Source organism: Rubrivirga litoralis, from assembly GCF_031846415.1.
Taxonomy (GTDB): Bacteria; Bacteroidota; Rhodothermia; order Rhodothermales; family Rubricoccaceae; genus Rubrivirga; species Rubrivirga litoralis.
The window spans coordinates 95,213-116,108 of record NZ_JAVRHT010000006.1 but is presented as its reverse complement, the minus strand read 5'-3'; the positions used below and the strand labels follow the sequence as shown (position 1 = coordinate 116,108).

Below are 20,896 nucleotides of genomic sequence, written 5' to 3'. Positions count from 1 at the left end.
CCCACCCCGCCAGCACTGTGCGGGGGCGGGGTGGTCGGGCACCGCCCGCTCGTGTCTGGCGAACGCACCCCCCGCCAAGGCCGCCACCGCTCCGCTCCGCGCGGCATGGGCTGTCCCCCTTGTTCAAGGGGGACAGTTCGTGCGACGGGGGAGCCACGGGCGGGGCGGAGGCACCGTTCGGGACCGCCCCGCCCGCGTCATCTACCACCCCTAGCCCCTCCTATCCAGGAGGGGGACTGCCGCCGCCTCCCGTTGACAGCGGCCTCCCCTATCACCGCCCCGTCCAGATGTGAGCGGGCGGGGCGGAACAAAACGGGCACCCCCCCGCCCGCGCGCGCCTTTTCCCTTTTCCCTTTTCCCTTTTCCCTTTTCCCTGCTACGCCGCGAACAGGTACGGCTTCCACGCCTCCTCGCCGGTCCCGATAAAGTCGCGCATGTACATCACGTGGCTCGGGCGGTAGGGGCGCTTCCGCATCTGGAGGCCCGCCTCGTCCGGCGTCCGGCTCCCCTTCCGGTTGTTGCACGGCGTGCAGGCCGCGACGAGGTTCTCCCACGAGTCCGCCCCGCCCCGCGACTTGGGGACGACGTGGTCGATCGTCAGGCGGTCGGCGGCCCCGCAGTAGACGCAGCGGTGGTGGTCGCGGCGGAGCACGTTGCGCCGGGTCAGGAGCACCTTCCGGTAGGGGACGCGGACGTAGCGCTTGAGGCGGACCACACTGGGCCACGGGTACGACGCCCGGGCCGTCCGCAGCGCCCGGTCCGTCCGGTTCTCGACGACCTCCGCCTTGTGGAGGAACACGAGCCCGACCGCGCGCTCGACGCTGCACACCGAGAGCGCTTGGTAGTCCTGGTTGAGGACCAGGACGTGCCCGGCAAGCGCGCTCATGACCGCCCCGCCCTGGGCGGGGAGTCTCCTCGGAGGAACGCGGTGGGGGACGACGTTGGGAAGGCGCGCGTCGGCTGCGGGCCGGCACCGTCGCCGACCGCCCGCATAATACGGCGGCGCCCCCCGCACTCGTGTGCCGGGGGCGCCGTCGGGGACGTAAAGCGGGGCGCTACTGAACGCGCTCCCAGTACTGCGTCCGCCGCGTGAGTGGGGAGTCGAACCCGACGAAGCCCCACACCTTGAGGCGCCCGTCGCGCTCGACCTCCATCTTCGCCTTGTACGTCTTCCCGCTCTGGGGGTCCGTGATCCGGCCGCCCTTCCAGGTGTCGCCGTCGCGCTCAAAGTCGCGGAGGATCTCGACGCCCTTCATGTCGCTCCCGCGGTACTCCTCGTCACAGTCCTCGCAGACGCGGCCTTCGGGGAGGAGGCCGGCGATCTCGCCGTAGAGCTCCCCGTCGCGCTCGTAGATGCGGACGAGCGACTGAGGCTCGCCAGTGTCGTCGTTGATCGTCCGCCACGTGCCGACAGGCGTCGTCTGCGCGAGGGCGGGGAGAGCGAACGCAAAGAGGGCGAGGGCGCCGAGGGCGCGGAGGGAGAGTCGGGTCATTGTGTGAGCGGGTGGATGAGGCGGGGCGGCCGGACGGCGGCCGGCGAGAGAGTATCAAGAGCCGTTCCAGACGTTCGTCCCGGCGTTGCCGGCCTTAAACGAGTCGCAACCTGTGTTCGCATGTGCCGCCCCGTTCGGCCGCTGTCGCACGTGTGGACGGGGACGCCTAGCGATTTGAAGCGCCTTCGGGCTCGTCCTACACCGCCCCGCTCGGGCGGGCGGGGCGGGAGCCCGTGCGGGCGCGTGGCGCCGCCGTTCCTGACGCCGCGCCAGCCGCAGGCGTGCACGCCTGTGCTCGCCGCTGCCCTCATCACAGGACGGAGCGCCGCGAGGCGGCCGCACGAACTCGGGGGCGGTCCGCGTTCGCCGGCCCGAGCGATCTTGCCCCATGCCCCTCCCCCGCCCCGCCCTCCTCGCGCTCGTCCTCGGCGCCGCCGGGGCCGCCGCCGCACAGCCCCGCGACGCCGCCGAGCAGCGGGCCTACGTCGAGGGCCGGTTCGTCCGCGCGCTCACGTTCCACGCCGTCGGCGACGACGGAGCCGCTGCCGCCGCGCTCGACGAGGTCCTCGCGCTCCGCCCGGACGACCCGGCGGTCTACGACGCCCGCGCCGAGGTGGCGCTCGCGCGCGGCGAGGCCGCCGACGCCCTGTTCTACGCCGAGCGCGCCGCGGCGCTCGCGCCCGCCTCCGCCGACGTCCGCCTCGGGCTCGCGCGCGCGCTCGACCGGGCGGGGCGGCCGGTCGAGGCGGTCGAGGCCGCCGAGGCGGCCCGGTCGCTGGCGCCTGACGACCCGGCCGTGTGGGAAGAGCTCGCCGGCCTCTACGCCCGGGCGGGGCGGGGCGACGCCGAGCGCGAGGCGCTCGCCGCCGGGGTCCGCCTCCACGACACGGCGGCGGCCCGACTCCGGCTCTCGGCGCTGTACGAGCGGGCCGGCGACGCCGAGGCCGCCCTCGACGCGGCCCGGGCCGCCCAGCGGCTGGCCCCGGACGACCCCACCGCGCGCCGCCGCGTCGCCGCGCTCGCCGCCCCGCCCCGCCCCGACGCCACGGCGGACGCCGCCCCGCCCGCAGCCGAGGGCGGGGCGGTCGGAGGCGAGGCCGCCGTGGGCCAAACCGCCGAGGGCGGGGCGGAGTCCGTCGACGCGCTCCTGGCCACGGTCGAGGCCGACCCGCGGCGGCTCGACGTCTGGGCACGGGCCTTGCAGGCGCTCGCCGCGTCGGGCGACCCGCGCGCGGGCGCCGTCGCCGACGACGCCCTCCTCCTGTTCCCCGCCGTCCCCGCCGTCGCCACGCCGGCCGCCGAGGCGTACTTCGCCGCCGGCCGCCCCGCCGACGCCCGCCGCGCCGCCGAGCGCGCTCGCGCCGCCCTCGACGCGCAAGGTGATGCCCCCGACGCTGACGACCTCCGCGCGCGGCTCGACCGCGTCCTCGCCGCGACCGACGGCTAGCCCATGCCCCACGTAGCGCCGACCGTCGGGGTCCGCCCCGCCCTCGTCCTGCTCGCGCTCGTCGCCGCCGGCTGCGGCCCGACGGGGCCGCTCGTACGGGACGCTCCCGACGCGACGGCCGCGGGCTACCCCGACCACTCGGTCGACCAGGTCATCGGGGCCGTCGCCGCGTCCGTGGCCCCGGTCCAGAGCGCGGCGGCCGACGGCGACCTCGTGGTCGACGGCCCGGACGGGAGCCAGAGCGCCTCGTTCAGCTTCCGCGCCCGGCTCGCCGACAGCGTCGCCGTGGTCGTCCGCGGGCCGCTCGGCGTGGTCGCCGGGCGGGGCCTGGCCACGCCCGACTCGTTCTACGCGGCCGACCGGATCAACCGCCAGCTGTTCTACGGCCCCGCCGCGGCCGCCGAGCGCTACGTGCCGGGGGCCGGGTCGTCGGAGCGGCTGGCGCAGGCGGCGCTCGGCCTCCTCGTGCCCGACGCCGGCGTGGCGTGGTCGCTCACGGCGCAGGACGGGCTCTACCGGCTCGTCGGGCGCCTGCCGAGCGGGGCCGCCCGCGAGATCACCGTCGACCCCGCGCTGTGGCGGGTCGTTCGCGTGCGCGAGTTCGACGGGGCGGGGCGGTCGGTGGGCGGCGTCGAAGCCGAGGCGTTCGACACGGTCGACGGCGTGGTCCTCCCGCGCCGCGTCCGCCTCCGGGGCGGCGGCACCACGGTCACGCTGGAGCACCGGCGCCTCGCCGTCAACCCGCCCGACCTCCGGCTCCGGTTCGAGCGGCCGGCGGACTATGAGGCGTTCCCCATTCAGTAACCGGGCGGGGTGGAACGGGAGCGTCTCCCCCGCCCCGCTCGCTAGATTCGGACGCCGCCCCGCCCCCCGATGCGCCTCGCCCCGCTCCTCCTCCTCACCGCGCTCGTCGCCGCCCCGGCCTGGGGGCAGAGCCGGGCCGAAACCGAGGCGCGACTGTCGAGCCTCCGCGAGCAGGTCCGGGGCGTCGAGGGGCAGGTCCGGCAGGCGCGGAGCCAGGAGACGTCCGAGCTCCGCGCGCTCGAAGGGCTGGACGCTGAGATCATTCTCCGCCGGCAGCTCGTCGACGGCTACGAGACGCAGACGGCCTCGATCCGCGGCGAGACCCGCGAGCTCCAGCGGTCCATCGAGCGGCTCGAGTCCGAGATCGACGCGGCCAAGGCGTCGTACCGAGCGCGCGCGCGGCACGCCTACATGCACGGCCGCCGGAACAGCCTCGCGCTCATCCTGGCCGCGGGCTCGGTGAACCAGATGATCGTCCGCGCCCGGTACCTCCAGCAGTTCGCGAAGCAGCGGCGCGGGGAAGTCGAGCAGATCGGCCGGAAGACGGCCGTTCTCCGGTCGCGCGAGGAGGACGTGCGCGCCTCGCTCGCGGCGACCGAGCGGCTCCTGGAGCAGGGCCGCGCCGAGCGCGACCAGCTCGCCGCGAGCCGCCGCGAACGGGCTGGCCTCGTCGCCGAGCTGCGGACGCAGCGGGGCCGCCTCGAGACCGAGTTGGACCAGCGGCGGAGCGACGCCGACCAACTCGCCGGGCTCGTACGCGACCTCGTCGCCCAGGAGCGCGCACGCGCCGAGGAGGCCCGGCGTCAGCGCGAGGCCGCCGAGCGCGCCGAAGCCGAGCGCCGCGCCGAGATCGCCCGCCAAGCCGAGGCAGCCCGACAAGCCGAAGCCGCCCGCCAGGCCGAGGCCGAGCGCGTCGCCGAAGCGGCCCGCCAGGCCGAGGTCCAGCGGCGCGCCGACCAGGCCGCACGCCGCGCCGCTGAGGCCGAGTCGTTCCGCCGCCGCCCCGCCCAGCGCGCCGCCGAGCCCGCCGCCCCGCGCCCGGCGCCGCCCCGCCCGCAGCCCGAGGCCGCCCGCCCCGCCCCGACACCGGCCGCCGAGCCGTCGGCGCCCATCGCCGAAGCCCGCCCCGCCCCGCGTCCTGCGCCTCGGCCGGCGCCCCGCCCCGCCGCGCGGCCTGCGCCCCGCCCCGAGCCCGCCGCCGAGCGGGCGGTCGACCTGACCGGCTCGTTCCGCCAGAACCGCGGGCGCCTCCCCCGCCCCGCCAGCGGCACCGTCGTCGGCGCGTTCGGGAAGCGGACGGACCCCGTCTACGGCACGGCCGTGTCCTCGATCGGGATCGACATCGCCACGGCGCCGGCCGCGCCCGCGCGCTCCGTCTTCGACGGCGTCGTCGAGCGCGTGGGGACGATGGCCACCTACGGCACGTTCGTCATGGTCTCGCACGGGGGCTACACGACCATCTACGGCAACCTTTCCGGCGTCTCGGTCCGCCAGGGCCAGCGGGTCCGTGCGGGGCAGGCCGTAGGCCGGGCGGGGACGGCCGGCTCGCGGCGCGGGAGCCAGCTCTTTTTCGCGCTCTTCGAGGGCGGGGAGGCCGTCAACCCCACCCGCTGGCTCCGCTAGGCCGCCGGGGGCGGGGCGGACACTTCCTCCACCCCGCCCGGACGCGCGGGCGGGGCGGCACGGTCGACCGCGACGGCGTCAGCGGCCCTAGCCAACGGCGAGGAGGACAATCACCGCGATCACCAGGAGGGCGAGGAGGATCCATCCGAGCATCGCCCAGGCGGGCTTGCGCGCCGTTGCAGGCGCTTCTTCAGCAGCGGGCGGGGCGGCGGGAGCGCGGTCGGCCGCACGTTTGCGGTCCGCCGCTGGCTGGGGCTCGGGGGCGGGCTCAGCCACGGGCGGCTCGGCCACGGGCGGAGTGGGCTCGGCCACGGGCGGGGCGGGCTCGACGGGCGGGGCGGGCGGCTCCGCGGCCACCGGCTCTACGTCCACGGGCTCCGTGGTCACGGGCTCTGCGGGCGGCACCGTTTCGGAGTCCACAGGCGGCGCGGTCTCCGCAGCCGCTCCGTCGCCCGCGGGCGGGGCGGCGGCCTCGCGCTCGGCGAGCTCCCGCTCGACCCGCTCCAGGCGTTCCCGCTCTTCCTGCTCGCCGTGGCTCTCGTCCAGCGAGTACCGGAGGAGCGCGGCCACCCCGCCCGCGTCGGTGAGCGCGGGGAACGGGTCGGTAAAGTCGACCTCGGCCCCGGTGCGGACGGCCTGCTCGGTCATGGCCTCGACGAGGTCGACGCGGAACACGTCGCTCGAGCCGCACACGCCGCAGGTGTCGGGCGTCCCGTGCGCGACGTGCTCGCAGGTCCGGCACTTGGTGCCGGCGATCTCGGCCTCGCGGTCCACCAGCACGGCCTCCACGCGGGCTTGGCGGAGCGCCTCCATCACGTCGGTCGCCCCGAACGCGGCGAGGCCCGGCCCCACGCCCTGCTCGCGGATCGCCACCCACAGGTCCTCCTCGTCCTGGCGCTCGCCGGCCTCGGCGACCTCGGCGGCCGTGTCCAAAAGCTGGTCCTCGCTTGCGTCCGCCGACACGGCCCGCGTGCCGACGAGCTTGTCCTGGAGCGGGGTGGCGAGCGCCTCCTCGACGGCGCGCACGGGCTCGTCGGAGCCCAGGAGCACGAGGCGCGAGAACGGCCGCTCGTGGTCGAGCGCCTGGAGGTCGCCCGCGATCTCGGCGGCGTACTGCTCGATCTGCTTTTCGCGGCGCCGCGCGTAGCGCTTCTGGCTCCACCCGCCCTTTTTGACCCGGTTCTTGACGTCGCCCCGCACGCTCCCCTCCTCGTCGACCTCGTCCGGCGCGACGTAGTAGATCTTGGCCGACGTGTTGTCCACGACGGCGACGGCGAACGTCTCGTGCTCCTCCAGGAGCTCGTACGCCGGGCGGACGTACGGCGCGTCGCCCATCCACACGCGCGTGCCGACGGGCTCGGGGAGCGGGTACGCCTTGGCGAGGTCGGCGGCCCACCCCGCGAACGCGACGACCGCCCCGCCCGCCGGGGCGCTCTGGCCGTCCAGGAGCTTGCCCACGACGGCCAGGTTCTGCTCGAAGTGCTCGGTCTCTTCGGGCTGGTCGGCCAGCAGCGAGCGGACGCGCGCGAACCGCTCGTCGAGGACCGAGCGCTCGTCGTCGGCGTCGAGGTAGACGGTGAGGAACGCGCGCTCGGGGCCGGCAAGGTCGGAGAGGGCGCGGAGGTGGTCGGCGTCGAGGGTCAAGGGCGGGGCGGGGGGAGAGCCGCCTCCTACGCCGAGGCGCGGCAGGGGCTCCCCCACCTGGAGCCGCTCCGCCCCAGCGCCGCCACGACGGAGGGCGGGGCGGGACGACGCCCACCCCGCCCGGGGCGCTCGTAGGGATACGGCTCGCCGTGTCCGGGGCGGGCGGAACGCCGACGTTCCGGCACCACCCCGCCCGCCGAGCGCGCGGGGGCGGGGCGGCCTGCGACGCCACCCCGCCCCAACAAAAAAGCGGCGGCCCCCGGAGGGGCCGCCGCCGTTCCGACGGGCGGGGCGGGGCGGTTACGCCTTGTCGTCCTCGTCCGTGTCCTCGCCGCGGAGCGCGTCGAGGTCGCCCTCTATGGTCGCGGACGCTCCGCCGAGCTCGGTGTCCGGCTCCGGCGCGTCGTCGGTGCCGAGGGCGTCGGCGACGACCTCGCCGGCCGGCTTCTCGAGCACCTCGGGGACGTCAACGTCGTCGACCGAGTCCACGTTCGGGCCGACAAAGTCGGGCTCGGTCGTGACAGCGGTCGTCGGCGTCTCCTGGCCCGTGGCCGTCTCGACGGCGCTCGCGAGCGAGCCCTCCGCCGGCTGGCCGCCGGACTTGAAGGTGGCCTCCGAGTTCTCGGCCGACGGCAGAGCCGCCCCCTTGGGCTGGCGCTGCGACGTGACCTCGTCAGACCCGCGGGGGGCCGTCTCGTCGGTCTGCTCGACGACGCGGTTGGCCTCGCCGACGGTCCCTTCGAGCTGCGACGTGGCCTTGCCGCCCACGACGGGCGGCTCGTTCGTGTCCTCGTCGGAGACCGCGTTGGCCTCGGCCTCCGCCATCTGCTGGCGGAGCGCCTCCAGACCCGAGATCTCGCCGAGCGTGGCGGGGCCAGACTGGCGGCTCCCGTACGACTCGACCTGGCGGCGCTCCTCGCGCTGCTGGGTCTGGCGCTCCCGGTTCTCGGCGCTGCGCTCGGCGCGCTCGGCCGACCGGACCTTGGCCGTCTCGGACATGACCAACTCGCGGTCCTCGCGGTCCATGCGGATCACCTGGAGCTCGAGCTCGTCGCCGATCTGGTACGAGTCCATCGGGCGGCCCGAGCGCTGGAGGTGGCTCGCCGGGACGAACGCCTCGACGTCGAGCGGGAGGTCGACGACGACGCCGCCGTCGTTGATCTCCGCGACCGCGCCGACCGCGTCGGCGCCCTCGGTGTACACCTCGGCCACCTTCGCCCACGGGTCCGTCGAGACCTGCTTGTGGCCGAGCGAGATCCGCCGCTGGGCGATGTCGATGTCGAGGACGATGACGTCGAGGTCCATCCCCTTCTTGACCACTTCAGACGGGTGCTTCACGCGCCGCGTCCAGCTCAAGTCCGAGACGTGGACGAGGCCGTCGATGCCGGGCTCGATCTCGACGAAGGCGCCGAAGGTCGTGATGTTGCGGACCTTGCCGCGCGTGATCGTCCCGACCGGGAACCGCTCCAGGAGCCCCTCCCACGGGTCGGGCTCGAGCTGCTTCATGCCGAGCGAGATCTTTTTCGAGTCCTCGTCGACCTTGAGCACCTTCACGTTGACCGTCTGGCCCAGCTGGACCTTCTGAGTCGGGTGCTTGACGTGCTCCGTCCACGACATCTCGGAGATGTGGACGAGCCCCTCGATGCCACGCTCGACCTCGACGAAGGCGCCGTAGTCGGTGACGGACACCACGCGGCCCTCGATCTCCATGCCCTCGACGAGGCGCTCGGCGAGGTCGTCCCACGGGTGCTTCTGGAGCTGCTTGTAGCCCAGCGAGATCCGCTGGCGCTCCTTGTCGTAGTCGAGGACGACGACGTTCAGCTTCTGGTCGAGCTCCAGCACCTCGGACGGGTGGCCGACCCGGCCCCACGAGATGTCCGTGATGTGGAGGAGCCCGTCGACGCCGCCCAAGTCGACGAAGGCGCCGAAGTTGACGATGTTCTTGACCTGGCCCTCGAGCACCTGGCCCACTTCGAGCGAGTCGAGGATGTGCTCGCGCTGCTCCTGGAGGTCCTTCTCGATGAGCGCCTTGTGCGAGATCACGACGTTCCCGTTGCCCGGGTTCGTCTTGACCACCTTGAACTCCATCGTCTTGCCCAGATAGACGTCGAAGTCGCGCACGGGGCGGACGTCGACCTGGGAGCCGGGAAGGAAAGCCTCCGAGCCCAGCAGGTTGACGATCATGCCGCCCTTGATGCGCTTGACGATCTCACCCTCGATCACCGCCCCGCTCTCAAGAGCACCCTCGAAGATGTTCCAGCGGAGCTTGTCGTTGGCCTTCGCGTAGCTCAGCGTGAGCTGCCCGCGGCGGTCCTCCAGGCGGTCGACGTAGACGTCGATCTCGTCGCCCATCTCGGGCACCTCGCCGAACTCGTTTTTGGCGACGACGCCGTCCGACTTGAACCCGATGTCGACGACGACCTCCTTCTCGGTGAGGCCGACGACTTTGCCGGTCACGATCTGATCCGCCTCGACGGCCGACATGGACGACCCGTAGAGGGTCTCCATCTCGTCGGGCTCGGCGCCGCGGTCCATGACCTTGGCCGAGGCCCCGATGCCGGAGACGCCAGCGTTCTTAGCGTCGGCGGCGTTGAGGTCGTCGATCGAGATGGTCCGGCCGAGGTCCTTGCCGGTGTAGCCGAGCACGGGCGCGCCCATGGCGCCGTCGCCGGACGCGCCGTCGCCGGACGGGGCGCCGCCCTGCGGGGCGTCCTCGTCGCCTTCGACGAGGTCGGTGACGACGTCGGCCACGGTGTCGGCGACCGTCTTGGCCGCGTCAGCCGCGGTCTCCACGGCCGACTCGACGGCGTGCGTCACGGTGCTGAGGAGGCCGCCGCCCTCGCCGTCGTCGGAGGCGGGCGGGGTGACGTCGGGGGCCGCCTCGGGGGCGCCGTCGGCCTGGGGGGTGGAGGCGTCGTCCGACGTCTCGGGGGTGTTGGGTTCGTTAGCCATAAAGGGGAGCAACGGCGACCGCCCAGACGGGCGAGAGGCGAGGGGCGCCGCGGTGGGGTTTAGGAGTGAGAAAAACGTCCCGCGTCGCGGCCTCTCGTCGGCAAGCCGACGCGGCGCGGGAGGGGATAAACGGGAAAACGGGTCGGATCGCCTGCGCTAGCGGTCGCGGACGGCGCGAAGCACCTCGTCGACCTGGTCCTCGACCGAGAGCGCCGTCGTGTCCAGGCGCCGGGCGTCGGGGGCGGGGCGGAGCGGGGCGAGTGCCCGGCTCTCGTCACGCCGGTCGCGCTCGGCGATCTCGGCGCGGACCTTCTCGAACGCCGCGGGGTCGCCGCCGGATCCCGCCCCGCCCGCGTCGGACGCGGCAAAGTCGGCGAGGCGGCGGCGGGCGCGGGCGTCGAGGTCAGCGACCAGAAAGAACTTGACGTCGGCGTCGGGGAACACGACCGTGCCGACGTCGCGGCCCTCGGCGACCACCCCGCCCGCGTCGGTCTCGCGGGCGACGGTCCGCTGGAGCGCCACCATGGCCTCGCGGACGGGCGCGAGCTTGCTCACGCGGCTGGCGTCCTCGGCGGCCTGCGCCGTCCGGATCCGGTCGGTCACGTCGACGCCGTCGAGGGCGACGCGCGTGCGGTCGGGGGCGGGGCGGAGGCGGACGTCGAGGGCGGGCAGGAGGTCGCGGGCGGCGGCGGCGGTAAACGGGAGGCCCCGGTCGCGGAAGGCGACCCCGACGGCCCGGTACATGGCGCCGGTGTCGAGGTAGAGCCACCCGAGCCGCTCGGCCACGCGCCGGGCCGTCGTGCTCTTGCCAGACCCGGCGGGGCCGTCGAGGGCTACGATCACGGGCAGAACGGGGGCGGGGCGGCGGGGAGCCCGTCAAGGTAGGCGCCCGCCCCGCCCCGCCCTAGCGGCGGGGTGGGAAGACGGCGTGGAACGTGGGCGGGGCGGGCGCTACTCGCCCTTCCAGGCGGCGTCGCACCGCTCAAAGTCGCCGGTCGTGTTAAGGCACTCGATCATTTCTCGGACCGCCGCCGCCGGGCGGATGCCCCACCGCGCTCGCTCCTCGTCAGAGACGGCGTCGAGGTCCGCGTTCCCGAGCGACCACACAAGCTCTGCCCCGCTGTTGTCTGTTGGGTCGTGGTCCGTCGTGTCTCGGGGAGAGCCGAACGCCTGCGTGCCGTAGACTTGGGGCCGGCCAATCGACTGCTGCCATCGATCGTACGCACGGGGCACCAGCCATCGAGCATCCTCGTTGCCATCCTCTTCGTACGCCCGCCGGGAGAGCGTGTAAGCCCGGTAGAGGCTGTACGGCGTGATGTCGTGCTGGAACACGAGCGCCGCGTGGTAGAGGTCGGCGCCGGTGCGGAGCCGCCCCGCCCCGGTGAGCGCTTCCACACGTGCGAGGCGCATGGAGTCCGCTGCCGCGACGACGCTCCACGGCATCGTCCCATCCATGTTCGCCTGCCGGTCGGCCTGATCCGCGTCGGCGAGCGCTTTCAGTTCGGCGCTCACGGCGCCACCCGACTGCGCCAGCGCGGGCGAGGCAAAGACGAGGAGGGCGAGCACGAGCGGACGTCTCATAACGTACCGGCCGTACAGGCTGGTGAGGGACGTCACAGACGATCCGCCGCCCCGCCTGTTCCCAGCGGGCGGGGCGGCTAGCGCTGCGCCACCGGCCCCGCCCCGCCCAGCGACTCGGCGAAAAAGTCCGTCAGCAGCGTGTACAGGTGGAGCCGCGTGCCCCCGCCGTAGATGCCGTGGTTCCGGCCCGGGTAGATCATGAGGTCGAACTGCTTGCCGGCCGCCTGGAGCGCGTCGACCATCGCGTAGCTGTTCTGGACGTGGACGTTGTCGTCGGCGTCGCCGTGGACGATGAGGAGGTCCTGGCCCGGCGCGAGCCGGTCGGCGTAGGTCGTGGGGCTGCCCAGGTCGTAACCCCCGGGGTTCTTCTGCGGCGTCGAGAGGTAGCGCTCGGTGTAGATCGTGTCGTACTGGCGCCACGACGTGACCGGCGCCACGGCCGCGCCCGCGTGGAAGGTCTCGGGGCCGTCGTCATAGGTCATGGCGAGGAGCGTGAGGTATCCGCCGTAGCTCCACCCCCAGATCCCCATGCGGTCGGAGTCCACGTAGGGCATCGCGCCGAAGTGCTGGGCGGCGGCGATCTGGTCCTCGGCCTCCAGGATCCCGAGCCGGTTCTGCGTCTCCGTCTTGAACGCCTTGCCGCGGCCGCCCGTCCCCCGGTTGTCGACGCCGGCAACGAGGATGCCGTGGGTCTCGGCGAGGTACTGGTGCCACAGCCGCTCCGTGCCGGCCCAGCGGTCGGTCACCTCCTGCGAGCCCGGCCCGCCGTAGGTGTGGATGAGGAGCGGGTACTCGCGCGACGCGTCGAAGTCGCTCGGGCGGATCACGTACGCGTTCAGCGGCTCGCCGTCGGCGCCGGGGACCGTCGTGAACTCGGGGGCCGGGAGGCCGTAGGCCGCGATCCGCTCGGCGAGGTCCTCGTTGTCGATGAGCACCGCCACCTCCTCCCCGCTCGTCCGGTAGAGCGTGGTCGTGGGCGGGGCGGTGGCCGTCGAGTAGGTGTCGGTGAAGTAGTCGAAGTCGCGCGACAGGTCGACGCTGTGCCACCCCGCCCCGCTCGTGACCTGCTCGGGCTCGCCGCCGCCGAGCGGGACGCGGTAGAGGTGGCGCTGGAGCGGCGACGCCGCCGTCGTCGTCACGTAGGCGACGCCCTCGGCCTCGTCGACGCCGTGGAAGTCGGTGACGTCCCAGGGGCCGCGCGTGACCTGGCGGACGAACGCGCCGTCGTTGTCGTAGAGGTAGAGGTGGCCGTAGCCGTCGCGGTCGGAGCGCCACACGAAGTGGTCGCCGTCGTCGAGGTAGGTGATCGTGCCGGTCGCGACGTCCGAGAAGCCGGTCTCGACCTCGATGTAGCTGTCGTTCTCCTCCTCCAGGACCTGCTCCACGTCGCCCGTCTCGGGGTCGCCGTAGAGGAGGTCGGCGTGGTTCTGGTCGCGGTTGAGGCGGAGCATCCAGACGTCGGCGCGGCCGTCGTCCAGGGCCGGCGTCCAGCCCATGCCGGCGAGGTACTCGGTCTCGTCGCCGCCCTCGAACCAGGTGTCCGTGTCGAAGAACGTGGTCTCGCCGGTCGCCACGTCGACGACGCCCACGCGGACCTCGGCGTTGGCCTCGCCGGCCTTGGGGTAGCGGAAGCTCGTGGTCTCGGGGTAGAGCGTGCGGAAGTCGGTCATCTGGAAGTCCCGCGTCGCGCTCTCGTCCAGCTGAAAAAAGGCGATGTAGCGGCCGTCGGGGCTCCAGCGGAACCCGTCGCGGAGCCCGAACTCCTCCTCGTAGACCCAGTCGAACGTGCCGTTGATGACGGCGCCCGGGCCGCCGGACGTCGTCAGCGCCCGCTCATCGCCCGTGGCGAGGTCGACGACGTAGAGGTTCCGGTCGCGGACGAACGCGACGCGCTGGGCGGCGGGGTCGAACTTGGCGAACATCTGGAGCCCTTCGGAGCGGTCGGCGACCGGCCGGAGCGCGTTCGTCTCCAGGTCGAACACGTAGTAATAGCCCTTCGTGTTGAGCCGCCACACGCGCTCCGAGTCGGTGTAGAGGAGGGCTTTGGAGCCGTCGGCGGAGTAGGCGTAGTCCTCGATCTGGACGAGCCCCTCGCCGTCGGGCTTAGCGAGCACGCTCCCGTCGATGAGGACGCGGCGGCCGTCGTTCTCCAGGTCCATCTCGACCAGGTTCGAGGTGCCGGCCTCGCGGTCCTGGTCCACGTAGAGGAGGCGCGCCCCGCTCTCGGCCCACCGGCCGCCCTGGAACGACTCGGCCGCGAACTCCGGCGACGCGAACAGCTTCTCGAGCGTGAGCTCGGCGGCCGCCGTGGCCCGCGCCGGCACGCGGCTCTCCGACACGGGCGGGGCGGCGGCGGGCGGGGCAGCGGGCGCCGCCGGCTCCGTGGACGCGCAGCCGGCGATGACGAGGAGGGCGACGAGCAGGAGCGAAGGGCGCATCGGGCGGGGCGGGGTGGGGAGAGGCCGAACGGGACCGCGAGGTCGCAAAGTACGCGGACGGCCGCCCCGCCCGGCGCGGGAGGAGAAGAGGACTGGAGGAGAAGAGGGCCGGATGAGAAGAGGACTGGAGGACACACGCCCCGCCTCTTCTCGTCTTCCCCCTCTACTCCTCTTCTCGCCTCTCCCCCGCCCCGCCCTACTCCACGCCGGGCAGCGGGTAGTCGCGCGGGGTGTGCTGGACGGACACCCACTGGACGGTCGAGAAGGCGTCGAGCGCCCACTGGCCGCCGAACCGGCCGAGCCCGCTCGCGCCCCGCCCGCCGAAGGCCACGTGCGGCTCGTCGTTGACCGACATGTCGTTGACGTGGATCATCCCCGTCCTGACGCGCCGCGCGAAGGCCACGCCGCGCTCGATGTCGGCCGTGAACACGGCGCCCGAGAGGCCGTAGTCGGTCGCGTTCGCGATCGCCAGCGCCTCGTCGTCGGTCTCGAATGAGAGGACCGGGGCGACGGGGCCGAAGATCTCCTCCTCGGCCGCCGGCATGTCCTGCGCCACGCCCGTGAGGACCGTCGGCGGGACCACGCGGCCCTCGGGCTCGCCGCCCAAGGCGACCGTGGCCCCGGCGTCGACCGTCCGCTGGAGCACGTCGAGCACCGACTCCAGCTGGTCGTCGTCGATGATCGGGCCGACGAACGTGGCCTCGTCGCGCGGGTCGCCCGCCTGCAGCTGGCGCACGACGTCGAGGAAGCGCTCGACGAACGCGTCGTGGACCGACGCGGCAACGGCGATCCGGTTGATGGCGATGCAGATCTGGCCCTGGTGGAGAAACTTCCCGAACGCCGCCGCGCGCGCGGCCTGGTCGAGGTCGGCGTCGTCGAGGACCACGAATAGGTTGTTGCCGCCCAGCTCCAGCTCGACCCGCTTGAGGTGCTTGCCGGCCAGCTCGGCGATGCCCCGCCCGACGGGCGTCGAGCCCGTAAACGAGATCACGCGCGGGGCGGGGTGGGCCACGAAGGCGTCGCCGATCTCCGACCCCTTGCCGGGGACCACGCCCACGAGCCCCGGCGGCACGCCGGCCTCCTCGAAGATGGCCCCGAGCAGCGTGCCGCCCGTGACCGGCGTGTTCGAGGCCGGCTTCAGCACGACCGCGTTGCCCGCGCCCAGCGCCGGCGCCACGCTCCGCATCGAGAGGTGGAACGGGAAGTTCCACGGCGAGATCACGCCGACGACGCCGACCGGCACGCGGTAGACGCGGTTCTCCTTGCCCGCGACCGTCCCCGGGAACAGCGAGCCCTCCATGCGCAGCGGGAACGTCGCGGCCTCGGTCGTGATGCCGACCGCGTTGCCCAACTCGGCGCTGGCCTTGACGTGCGTGCTCCCGGACTCGGTCACGAGCCACTCGATGATCTCGTCGTGGCGGTCGCCCATGACCTCGACGGCCTTCGCGAGCACCGCCTGCCGCTCCGTGGGGAGCCACCCCGCCCACTCCTCCTGCGCGGCGGCGGCGGCCGTGTAGGCGTCGTCGACGTCGCTCTCGGTCGCCTGGGCGACGTCGAGGAGCGTCTCGTCGGTGTACGGGTTGGCGGTCGGGGCGGTCTGGCCGTCAGAGCCATCGCGCCATTCGCCGGCGACGAAGAGCTGACCGAGGTGACTGTAGCGGGACATGGGCGGGGTGGAGTCGGTGGGCCGGGCTCACGGGTCCGGCGGGCCGTCGTTCCCGCGGAGCCCCCGAGCGCCGGTCCGGCCTCGCCCGATGCCGCCCCCGCCCCGCCCCGCGAGGCACGTGCGGGTCCGCCCGGCTACTTGTAGACCGCGTCGGCGTCGAAGACCGGCGCGTCCGTCTCTTCGAGGGCCCCGTCCTCGACGCGGCGGTAGAAGCACGAGCGGTGGCCGGTGTGGCACGCCGCCCCGCCCGCCTGCTCGACGCGGAACAGGAGCGCGTCGCCGTCGCAGTCGACGTAGGCCGACTTCACGGCCTGCGTGTTCCCGCTCGTCTCGCCCTTGACCCAGACCTTCTGGCGCGACCGGCTCCAGTAGGTCATGACGCCGGTCTCGAGCGTCTGCCGGAGCGTGTCGCGGTTCATGTAGGCGAGCATGAGCACGTCGCCGGTCGCGTCGTCCTGGGCGATCGCGGCGACCAGGCCGTCGTCGTCGAATTTTGCGGCGTCGAGGAGGGGCTGGAGGTCCATCTGCGTAAGGGTGCGTGGGCGGGGTGGGCCGCCCAAGGTGCGCGGGCGTGGGCGGCGGGCGGGGAGGATAACGCGGGAAAGATCTCCGCCGGCCGGCGTACACCGCCCATGCTGGCTCACCCCGCTCTCGCCCTCGCCGTTCTCTTTGCCGCCGCCTCGGGCTGCGAGCCGGGCGGGGCCGCCCCGCCTGACCTCCCCGTCTACCGGGGCGACTTCGCGCCCGTCGACGACGGGGCCGACGCGCCCGCCTTCGCCGCCCTCCGCGAGCACCTCCTGGACGTCGTGGCCCGGCGCGACACGGCCGATCTGCTGGCGCTCGTGGCCCCGGGCGCCCGCGTCGCCTTCGACGACGGGCCGGGCGGGGCGGACGCGTTCCGGCGCCTCTGGTTCTCGGGCGACTCGCCGGCCGGCGCGCCCGTGTGGAGCGTGCTCGGCGCCGCGCTCGGCGCGGGCAGCGTGGAGGAGGACGGCGCGTTTACGGTCCCCTTCGTCGCCGGCCTCTGGCCCCACGACCTCGACCCGTTCGCGCACGTAGCCGTCGTCGGCCAGGACGTGCTGGTCCTGGACGCGCCGGGCGGGGCGCCGATCGCGCTCGCCAGCGAGATCGTCCTCCCGGTCCTCGCCCCGCCCCTCGACGGGTGGTGGCAGGTGGGGCTGCCGGGCGGGGCGGCCGGGTTCGTGCCGACGGGCGAGGCGATCAGCCCGGTCGGCTACCGCGCCACGTTCTGGGACGACGGCGACGGACTCCGGCTCCAGTCGTTCCTGGGCGGCGACTAGCCGCCCCGCCCGCGCCTCCGTCCGCCCCCGGCCGCCGCCCCGCCCTCAGGCCGCGGCGGCGGCCGGTTCGGGGTCGTAGGCCAGCACCGGCCCGAGCCACCGCTCGACCTCGTCGACCGGGACCGCCTTGCGCGCCGCGTAGTCCTCGACCTGGTCGCGCCCGACCGGCCCGAGGTTGAAGTACGCCGCGTCAGGGTGCGCGAGGTAGACGCCGCAGACGGCCGCCGGCGGCGTCATGGCGAGGTGCTCCGTGAGGTCAGCGCCGGTCCGCTCGCGGGCGTCCAGCAGGTCGAAGATCGTCACCTTTTCCGTGTGGTCCGGCTGCGCCGGGTAACCGGGGGCGGGGCGGATGCCGCGGTACCGCTCGCGGACGAGGTCGTCGTGGTCCAGGCGCTCGCCCGGCGCGTAGCCCCAGGCCTCGCGGCGGACGTGGGCGTGGAGCCACTCGGCGCAGGCCTCGGCGAGCCGGTCGGCCAGCGACTGCGCGAGGATCGCGCGGTAGTCGTCGCCGTCGGCACGGGCGGCGTCGGCCAGCGCCTCGGCGCCGTGGATGGCGACCACGAACGCGCCGGCGTGGTCGCCCGCCCCGCCCGCGTCGGGCGGCGCCACGAAGTCGGCGAGCGCGCGGTTGGGCTTGCCAGGCGTTTTTTGGGTTTGCTGCCTCAGGGTGTGGAGCACGACCGCCCCGCCCTCGCCCGCCGCCCCGCCCTCACCGGCGGGCGGGGCGGGGTGGAGCACGATGTCGTCGCCGTCAGCGTGGGCGGGGAACAGGCCGAACGCGCCGCGCGCCGTGAAGAGGCCGCCCCGCTCGATCTCGTCCAGGAGGTCGTTCGCCTCCTCGAACAGCGTCCGCGCCGCCTCGCCTTTGTCCGGGTCCTCGAGGATGGCCGGGTACGACGCGCCGCGCATCTCCCACGCGATAAAGAACGGCCCCCAGTCGATCCACTCGCGCAGCTCGGCCACGGTCGGCGCGACGGAAAAGACGCCGAGGCGGGCGGGGGCGGGGCGGTCGACGGCTTGCCAGTCGGTCTCGAAGGCGTTCGCGCGGGCGTCCTCCAGGGGCAGCAGCGCCTGCGACCGCTGGCGGGCCGCGTAGCGCTCGCGCGTCGTCTCGTAGTCGGCGGCGACCTGGGCCAGGAACCCGCCCCGCCCGTCGGCCGAGGTCAGCGCTGAGACGGCGGGGACGCTTTTCGAGGCGTCGAGGACGTGGACCGTCGGGCCGCCGTACTGCGGCGCCACCTTGACGGCCGTGTGGACCTTCGACGTCGTCGCGCCGCCGATGAGGAGCGGGAGCCTCAACCCCGCCCGCTCCATCTCACGGGCGACCGCGACCATCTCGTCCAGGCTGGGCGTGATGAGGCCGGAGAGCCCGACCACGTCGACGGCGTGCTCGCGGGCGGCCTCGACGATCTGCGCCGACGGGACCATGACGCCCAGGTCGATCACCTCGTAGCCGTTGCACCCGAGGACCACGCCCACGATGTTTTTGCCGATGTCGTGGACGTCGCCCTTGACCGTCGCCATGAGCACGCGCGTTTTGGCCGTCGCCTCGACCTGCTCGGCCTCGATGTAGGGCGTGAGCACAGCGACGGCCCGCTTCATCACGCGGGCCGACTTGACCACTTGCGGGAGGAACATCTTCCCCGCCCCGAACAGGTCGCCCACGCGGTTCATGCCGTCCATGAGCGGCCCCTCGATCACGTCGAGCGGGCGGTCGTAGGCCTGCCGCGCCTCCTCCGTGTCGGCGTCCACGTAGTCCGTGATGCCCTTGACGAGCGCGTGGGCCAGGCGCTCCTCGACGGGCGCGTCGCGCCACGCCTCGGCCTGCGCCTCGCGCTCTGGGCTCGTGCCGCGCAGCGTTTCGGCGAGGTCGACCAGGCGCTCGGTCGCGTCGTCGCGGCGGTCGAACAGGACGTCCTCGACGGCCTCCTTCAACTCGGGCTCGATGTCGTCGTAGACCGCGAGCTGCCCCGCGTTCACGATCCCCATGTCCATGCCGGCGCGGACGGCGTGGTAGAGGAACGCCGAGTGCATGGCCTCGCGGACCACGTCGTTGCCGCGGAACGAGAACGACAGGTTCGACACCCCGCCCGAGACGCGGGCGTGGGGCAGGTGCTCCTTGATCCACCGCGTCGTTTCGAGAAAGTCGATGGCGTAGCGGCGGTGCTCCTCCAGGCCCGTCGCCACGGCGAACACGTTGGGGTCGAACACGACGTCCTCGGCCGGCACGCCGACCTCGTCGACCAGGATGCGGTAGGCCCGCTCGCAGACGGCGATCCGGCGCTCGACCGTATCGGCCTGGCCGTCCTCGTCGAACGCCATCACGATGACGGCGGCGCCGTAGTCGCGGGCGCGCTCGGCCTGCTCGCGGAAGGCGTCCTCGCCCTCCTTGAGCGAGATCGAGTTGACGACCGGCTTGCCCGGCACGCACTTCAGCCCGGCCTCGATGACCGCCCACTTCGACGAGTCGACGACGACGGGCACGCGGGCGATCTCGGGCTCGGACATGGCGAGGAGCAGGAACCGCTCCATCGCCGCCTCGCCGTCCAGCATCCCCTCGTCCAGGTTCACGTCGATCATCTGCGCCCCCGCCTCGACCTGCTGCCGCGCGACCGCGAGCGCCTCGTCATAGTCACCCTCCAGGATCAGGCGCGCGAAGCGGCGCGAGCCCGTCACGTTCGTCCGCTCGCCGACGTTGACGAAGTTGGTGTCGGGGCGGACCGTGAGCGTCTCCAGCCCGGCCGCGCGGAACGTGCGGGGCGGGGCGGCGGGCACGCGCGGGGCCGCCCCGCCCACGGCGTCAGCGATGGCGCGGATGTGCTCGGGCGTGGTCCCGCAGCAGCCGCCGACGAGGTTGAGCAGGCCGTCCTGGGCGTAGGCCCGCGCCTGCTCGGCCATGAACGCCGGCCCCTCGTCGTAGCCGCCGAGCTCGTTCGGGAGCCCGGCGTTGGGGTAGAGGCTCGTGAACACGGGCGCCACCCCGCTCAGCTCCTCGATAAACGGCCGCATCTGGGCGCTCCCGAGGGCGCAGTTGAGGCCGACCGACAGCAGCTCCGGCGCGTGCGCGAGCGAGTGGTAGAACGCCTCGACCGTCTGGCCCACGAGCGTCCGCCCCGACTGGTCCACGACGGTCCCCGAGAGCATGACCGGCGGGAGCGAGCCGTGCGCGCGCCGGTGCTCGCGGAGCGCCACGACGCAGGCCTTGGCGTTGAGCGTGTCGAAGATGGTCTCGACGAGGAGCACGTCCGCCCCGCCCTCGACGAGCCCGGCGATCTGGGTCGCGTAGGCCGCGCGGACCTCGTCGAAGGTGACGGCGCGCGAGCCCGGGTCCTCGACGTCGGGCGAGAGCGAGAGCGTCCGGTTCATCGGCCCAATCGAGCCGGCGACGAACCGGGGGCGGCCGTCGACGGCGGCCGCGTCGCACGCCTCGCGCGCCAGCCGCGCCGCCGCTTGGTTCAGCTCGTGCGCGAGGCCGCCCAGGCCGTAGTCGGCCAGCGAGACGGCCTGCGCGTTGAACGTGTTCGTGGTCACGACGTCGGCGCCGGCCGCCAAGTACGCCGCGTGGATCTCGCGGACCACGTCGGGCTGCGTGAGGACGAGCAGGTCGTTGGCGCCGGCCAGCGACTCGGGCCAGTCGGCAAAGCGCTCGCCGCGGACGTCGTCCTCGGTGATCCCGCGCGCCTGGACCATCGTCCCCATCGCGCCGTCGAGGACGAGGATGCGGTGGCGAAGGGTCTCGCGGAGGCGGTCGAGCGGGGTCATGCCGGGGCGGGGCGGGGTGACCGAACGTACGGAGCGGCGGCGGGCGGAAGATGCCCGCCCCGCCCGCAGCCAGGGGCGGGGCGGCCTGCGTAGCGCCGTTGCATGCAACGGCGTGGCACCGCGGCGCACTGCGGGCGGGGCGGTCTGGGAGGGAGCCGCCCCGCCCGCAGAACGCAGGGGCAGAC

At 74.0% G+C, this 20,896-nt stretch carries 14 protein-coding genes; 4 read left to right on the top strand and 10 right to left on the bottom strand.

The annotated features are described in order from the left end of the window. Positions 1 to 376: 376 nt before the first annotated feature. Together RM540_RS04360 and RM540_RS04355 are read right to left on the bottom strand one after the other, a co-directional pair. Positions 377 to 886, bottom strand: a complete 510-nt coding sequence (locus RM540_RS04360) for an HNH endonuclease (RefSeq protein WP_311662312.1) — start codon at positions 884 to 886, stop codon at positions 377 to 379. Between the two features lie 169 nt (positions 887 to 1,055). Then, positions 1,056 to 1,493 (bottom strand): DUF2147 domain-containing protein, encoded by a 438-nt coding sequence (locus RM540_RS04355; RefSeq protein WP_311662311.1) that lies wholly within the window; start codon positions 1,491 to 1,493, stop codon positions 1,056 to 1,058. A gap of 388 nt (positions 1,494 to 1,881) precedes the next feature. Here RM540_RS04355 and RM540_RS04350 point away from each other — a divergent pair, with 388 nt between their 5' ends. The 3 genes from RM540_RS04350 to RM540_RS04340 all read left to right on the top strand — a co-directional run bounded on the left by RM540_RS04350 (position 1,882) and on the right by RM540_RS04340 (position 5,367). Beyond that, positions 1,882 to 2,940 carry a tetratricopeptide repeat protein gene (locus RM540_RS04350; RefSeq protein ID WP_311662310.1) on the top strand — a complete coding sequence of 353 codons (1,059 nt, stop codon included), beginning with the start codon at positions 1,882 to 1,884 and terminating at the stop codon, positions 2,938 to 2,940. A gap of 3 nt (positions 2,941 to 2,943) precedes the next feature. Continuing rightward, positions 2,944 to 3,744: a DUF4292 domain-containing protein gene (locus RM540_RS04345; RefSeq protein WP_311662309.1), complete on the top strand. Its 801-nt coding sequence runs from the start codon at positions 2,944 to 2,946 to the stop codon at positions 3,742 to 3,744. Positions 3,745 to 3,813: 69 nt separating this feature from the next. Next, positions 3,814 to 5,367, top strand: coding sequence for a murein hydrolase activator EnvC family protein (locus RM540_RS04340; protein WP_311662308.1), 1,554 nt, complete (start codon positions 3,814 to 3,816; stop codon positions 5,365 to 5,367). An 87-nt stretch (positions 5,368 to 5,454) separates the two neighbouring features. On the opposite strand, the gene RM540_RS04335 is transcribed toward RM540_RS04340, so the two are convergent. The 7 genes from RM540_RS04335 to hisI all read right to left on the bottom strand — a co-directional run bounded on the left by RM540_RS04335 (position 5,455) and on the right by hisI (position 16,172). Then, positions 5,455 to 7,011 (bottom strand): baeRF10 domain-containing protein, encoded by a 1,557-nt coding sequence (locus tag RM540_RS04335; protein ID WP_311662307.1) that lies wholly within the window; start codon positions 7,009 to 7,011, stop codon positions 5,455 to 5,457. 300 nt (positions 7,012 to 7,311) lie between these two features. Next, complete coding sequence (gene rpsA, locus RM540_RS04330; RefSeq protein ID WP_311662305.1) at positions 7,312 to 9,963, bottom strand: 30S ribosomal protein S1; 2,652 nt, start codon at positions 9,961 to 9,963, stop codon at positions 7,312 to 7,314. 156 nt (positions 9,964 to 10,119) lie between these two features. Then, entirely contained in the window at positions 10,120 to 10,806 is a 687-nt protein-coding gene (gene cmk, locus RM540_RS04325) for a (d)CMP kinase (RefSeq protein ID WP_311662304.1), read from the bottom strand. 108 nt (positions 10,807 to 10,914) lie between these two features. Further along, complete coding sequence (locus RM540_RS04320) at positions 10,915 to 11,544, bottom strand: hypothetical protein (RefSeq protein WP_311662303.1); 630 nt, start codon at positions 11,542 to 11,544, stop codon at positions 10,915 to 10,917. A gap of 77 nt (positions 11,545 to 11,621) precedes the next feature. Beyond that, the gene (locus tag RM540_RS04315) at positions 11,622 to 13,982 is read right to left on the bottom strand and encodes a S9 family peptidase (RefSeq protein WP_311662302.1); all 2,361 of its coding nucleotides are present in this window, start codon (positions 13,980 to 13,982) and stop codon (positions 11,622 to 11,624) included. A gap of 196 nt (positions 13,983 to 14,178) precedes the next feature. After that, complete coding sequence (locus tag RM540_RS04310) at positions 14,179 to 15,648, bottom strand: aldehyde dehydrogenase family protein (RefSeq protein WP_311662301.1); 1,470 nt, start codon at positions 15,646 to 15,648, stop codon at positions 14,179 to 14,181. Positions 15,649 to 15,782: 134 nt separating this feature from the next. Further along, positions 15,783 to 16,172: a phosphoribosyl-AMP cyclohydrolase gene (gene hisI / locus RM540_RS04305; RefSeq protein ID WP_311662300.1), complete on the bottom strand. Its 390-nt coding sequence runs from the start codon at positions 16,170 to 16,172 to the stop codon at positions 15,783 to 15,785. Between the two features lie 108 nt (positions 16,173 to 16,280). On the opposite strand from hisI, the gene RM540_RS04300 reads away from it, so the two are divergent. Next, positions 16,281 to 16,949, top strand: a complete 669-nt coding sequence (locus RM540_RS04300; RefSeq protein ID WP_311662299.1) for a hypothetical protein — start codon at positions 16,281 to 16,283, stop codon at positions 16,947 to 16,949. Between the two features lie 45 nt (positions 16,950 to 16,994). On the opposite strand, the gene metH is transcribed toward RM540_RS04300, so the two are convergent. Then, on the bottom strand, positions 16,995 to 20,711 hold the full coding sequence (metH, locus tag RM540_RS04295) for a methionine synthase (protein ID WP_311662298.1): 3,717 nt from the start codon (positions 20,709 to 20,711) through the stop codon (positions 16,995 to 16,997). Positions 20,712 to 20,896 lie beyond the last annotated feature (185 nt).

Coding starts and splice junctions, on each gene's coding strand:
- RM540_RS04360 (WP_311662312.1), bottom strand. CDS start 886: ATGAGCGCGCTTGCCGGGCACGTCCTGGTCCTCAACCAGGACTACCAA.
- RM540_RS04355 (WP_311662311.1), bottom strand. CDS start 1,493: ATGACCCGACTCTCCCTCCGCGCCCTCGGCGCCCTCGCCCTCTTTGCG.
- RM540_RS04350 (WP_311662310.1), top strand. CDS start 1,882: ATGCCCCTCCCCCGCCCCGCCCTCCTCGCGCTCGTCCTCGGCGCCGCC.
- RM540_RS04345 (WP_311662309.1), top strand. CDS start 2,944: ATGCCCCACGTAGCGCCGACCGTCGGGGTCCGCCCCGCCCTCGTCCTG.
- RM540_RS04340 (WP_311662308.1), top strand. CDS start 3,814: ATGCGCCTCGCCCCGCTCCTCCTCCTCACCGCGCTCGTCGCCGCCCCG.
- rpsA (WP_311662305.1), bottom strand. CDS start 9,963: ATGGCTAACGAACCCAACACCCCCGAGACGTCGGACGACGCCTCCACC.
- RM540_RS04320 (WP_311662303.1), bottom strand. CDS start 11,544: ATGAGACGTCCGCTCGTGCTCGCCCTCCTCGTCTTTGCCTCGCCCGCG.
- RM540_RS04315 (WP_311662302.1), bottom strand. CDS start 13,982: ATGCGCCCTTCGCTCCTGCTCGTCGCCCTCCTCGTCATCGCCGGCTGC.
- RM540_RS04310 (WP_311662301.1), bottom strand. CDS start 15,648: ATGTCCCGCTACAGTCACCTCGGTCAGCTCTTCGTCGCCGGCGAATGG.
- hisI (WP_311662300.1), bottom strand. CDS start 16,172: ATGGACCTCCAGCCCCTCCTCGACGCCGCAAAATTCGACGACGACGGC.
- RM540_RS04300 (WP_311662299.1), top strand. CDS start 16,281: ATGCTGGCTCACCCCGCTCTCGCCCTCGCCGTTCTCTTTGCCGCCGCC.
- metH (WP_311662298.1), bottom strand. CDS start 20,711: ATGACCCCGCTCGACCGCCTCCGCGAGACCCTTCGCCACCGCATCCTC.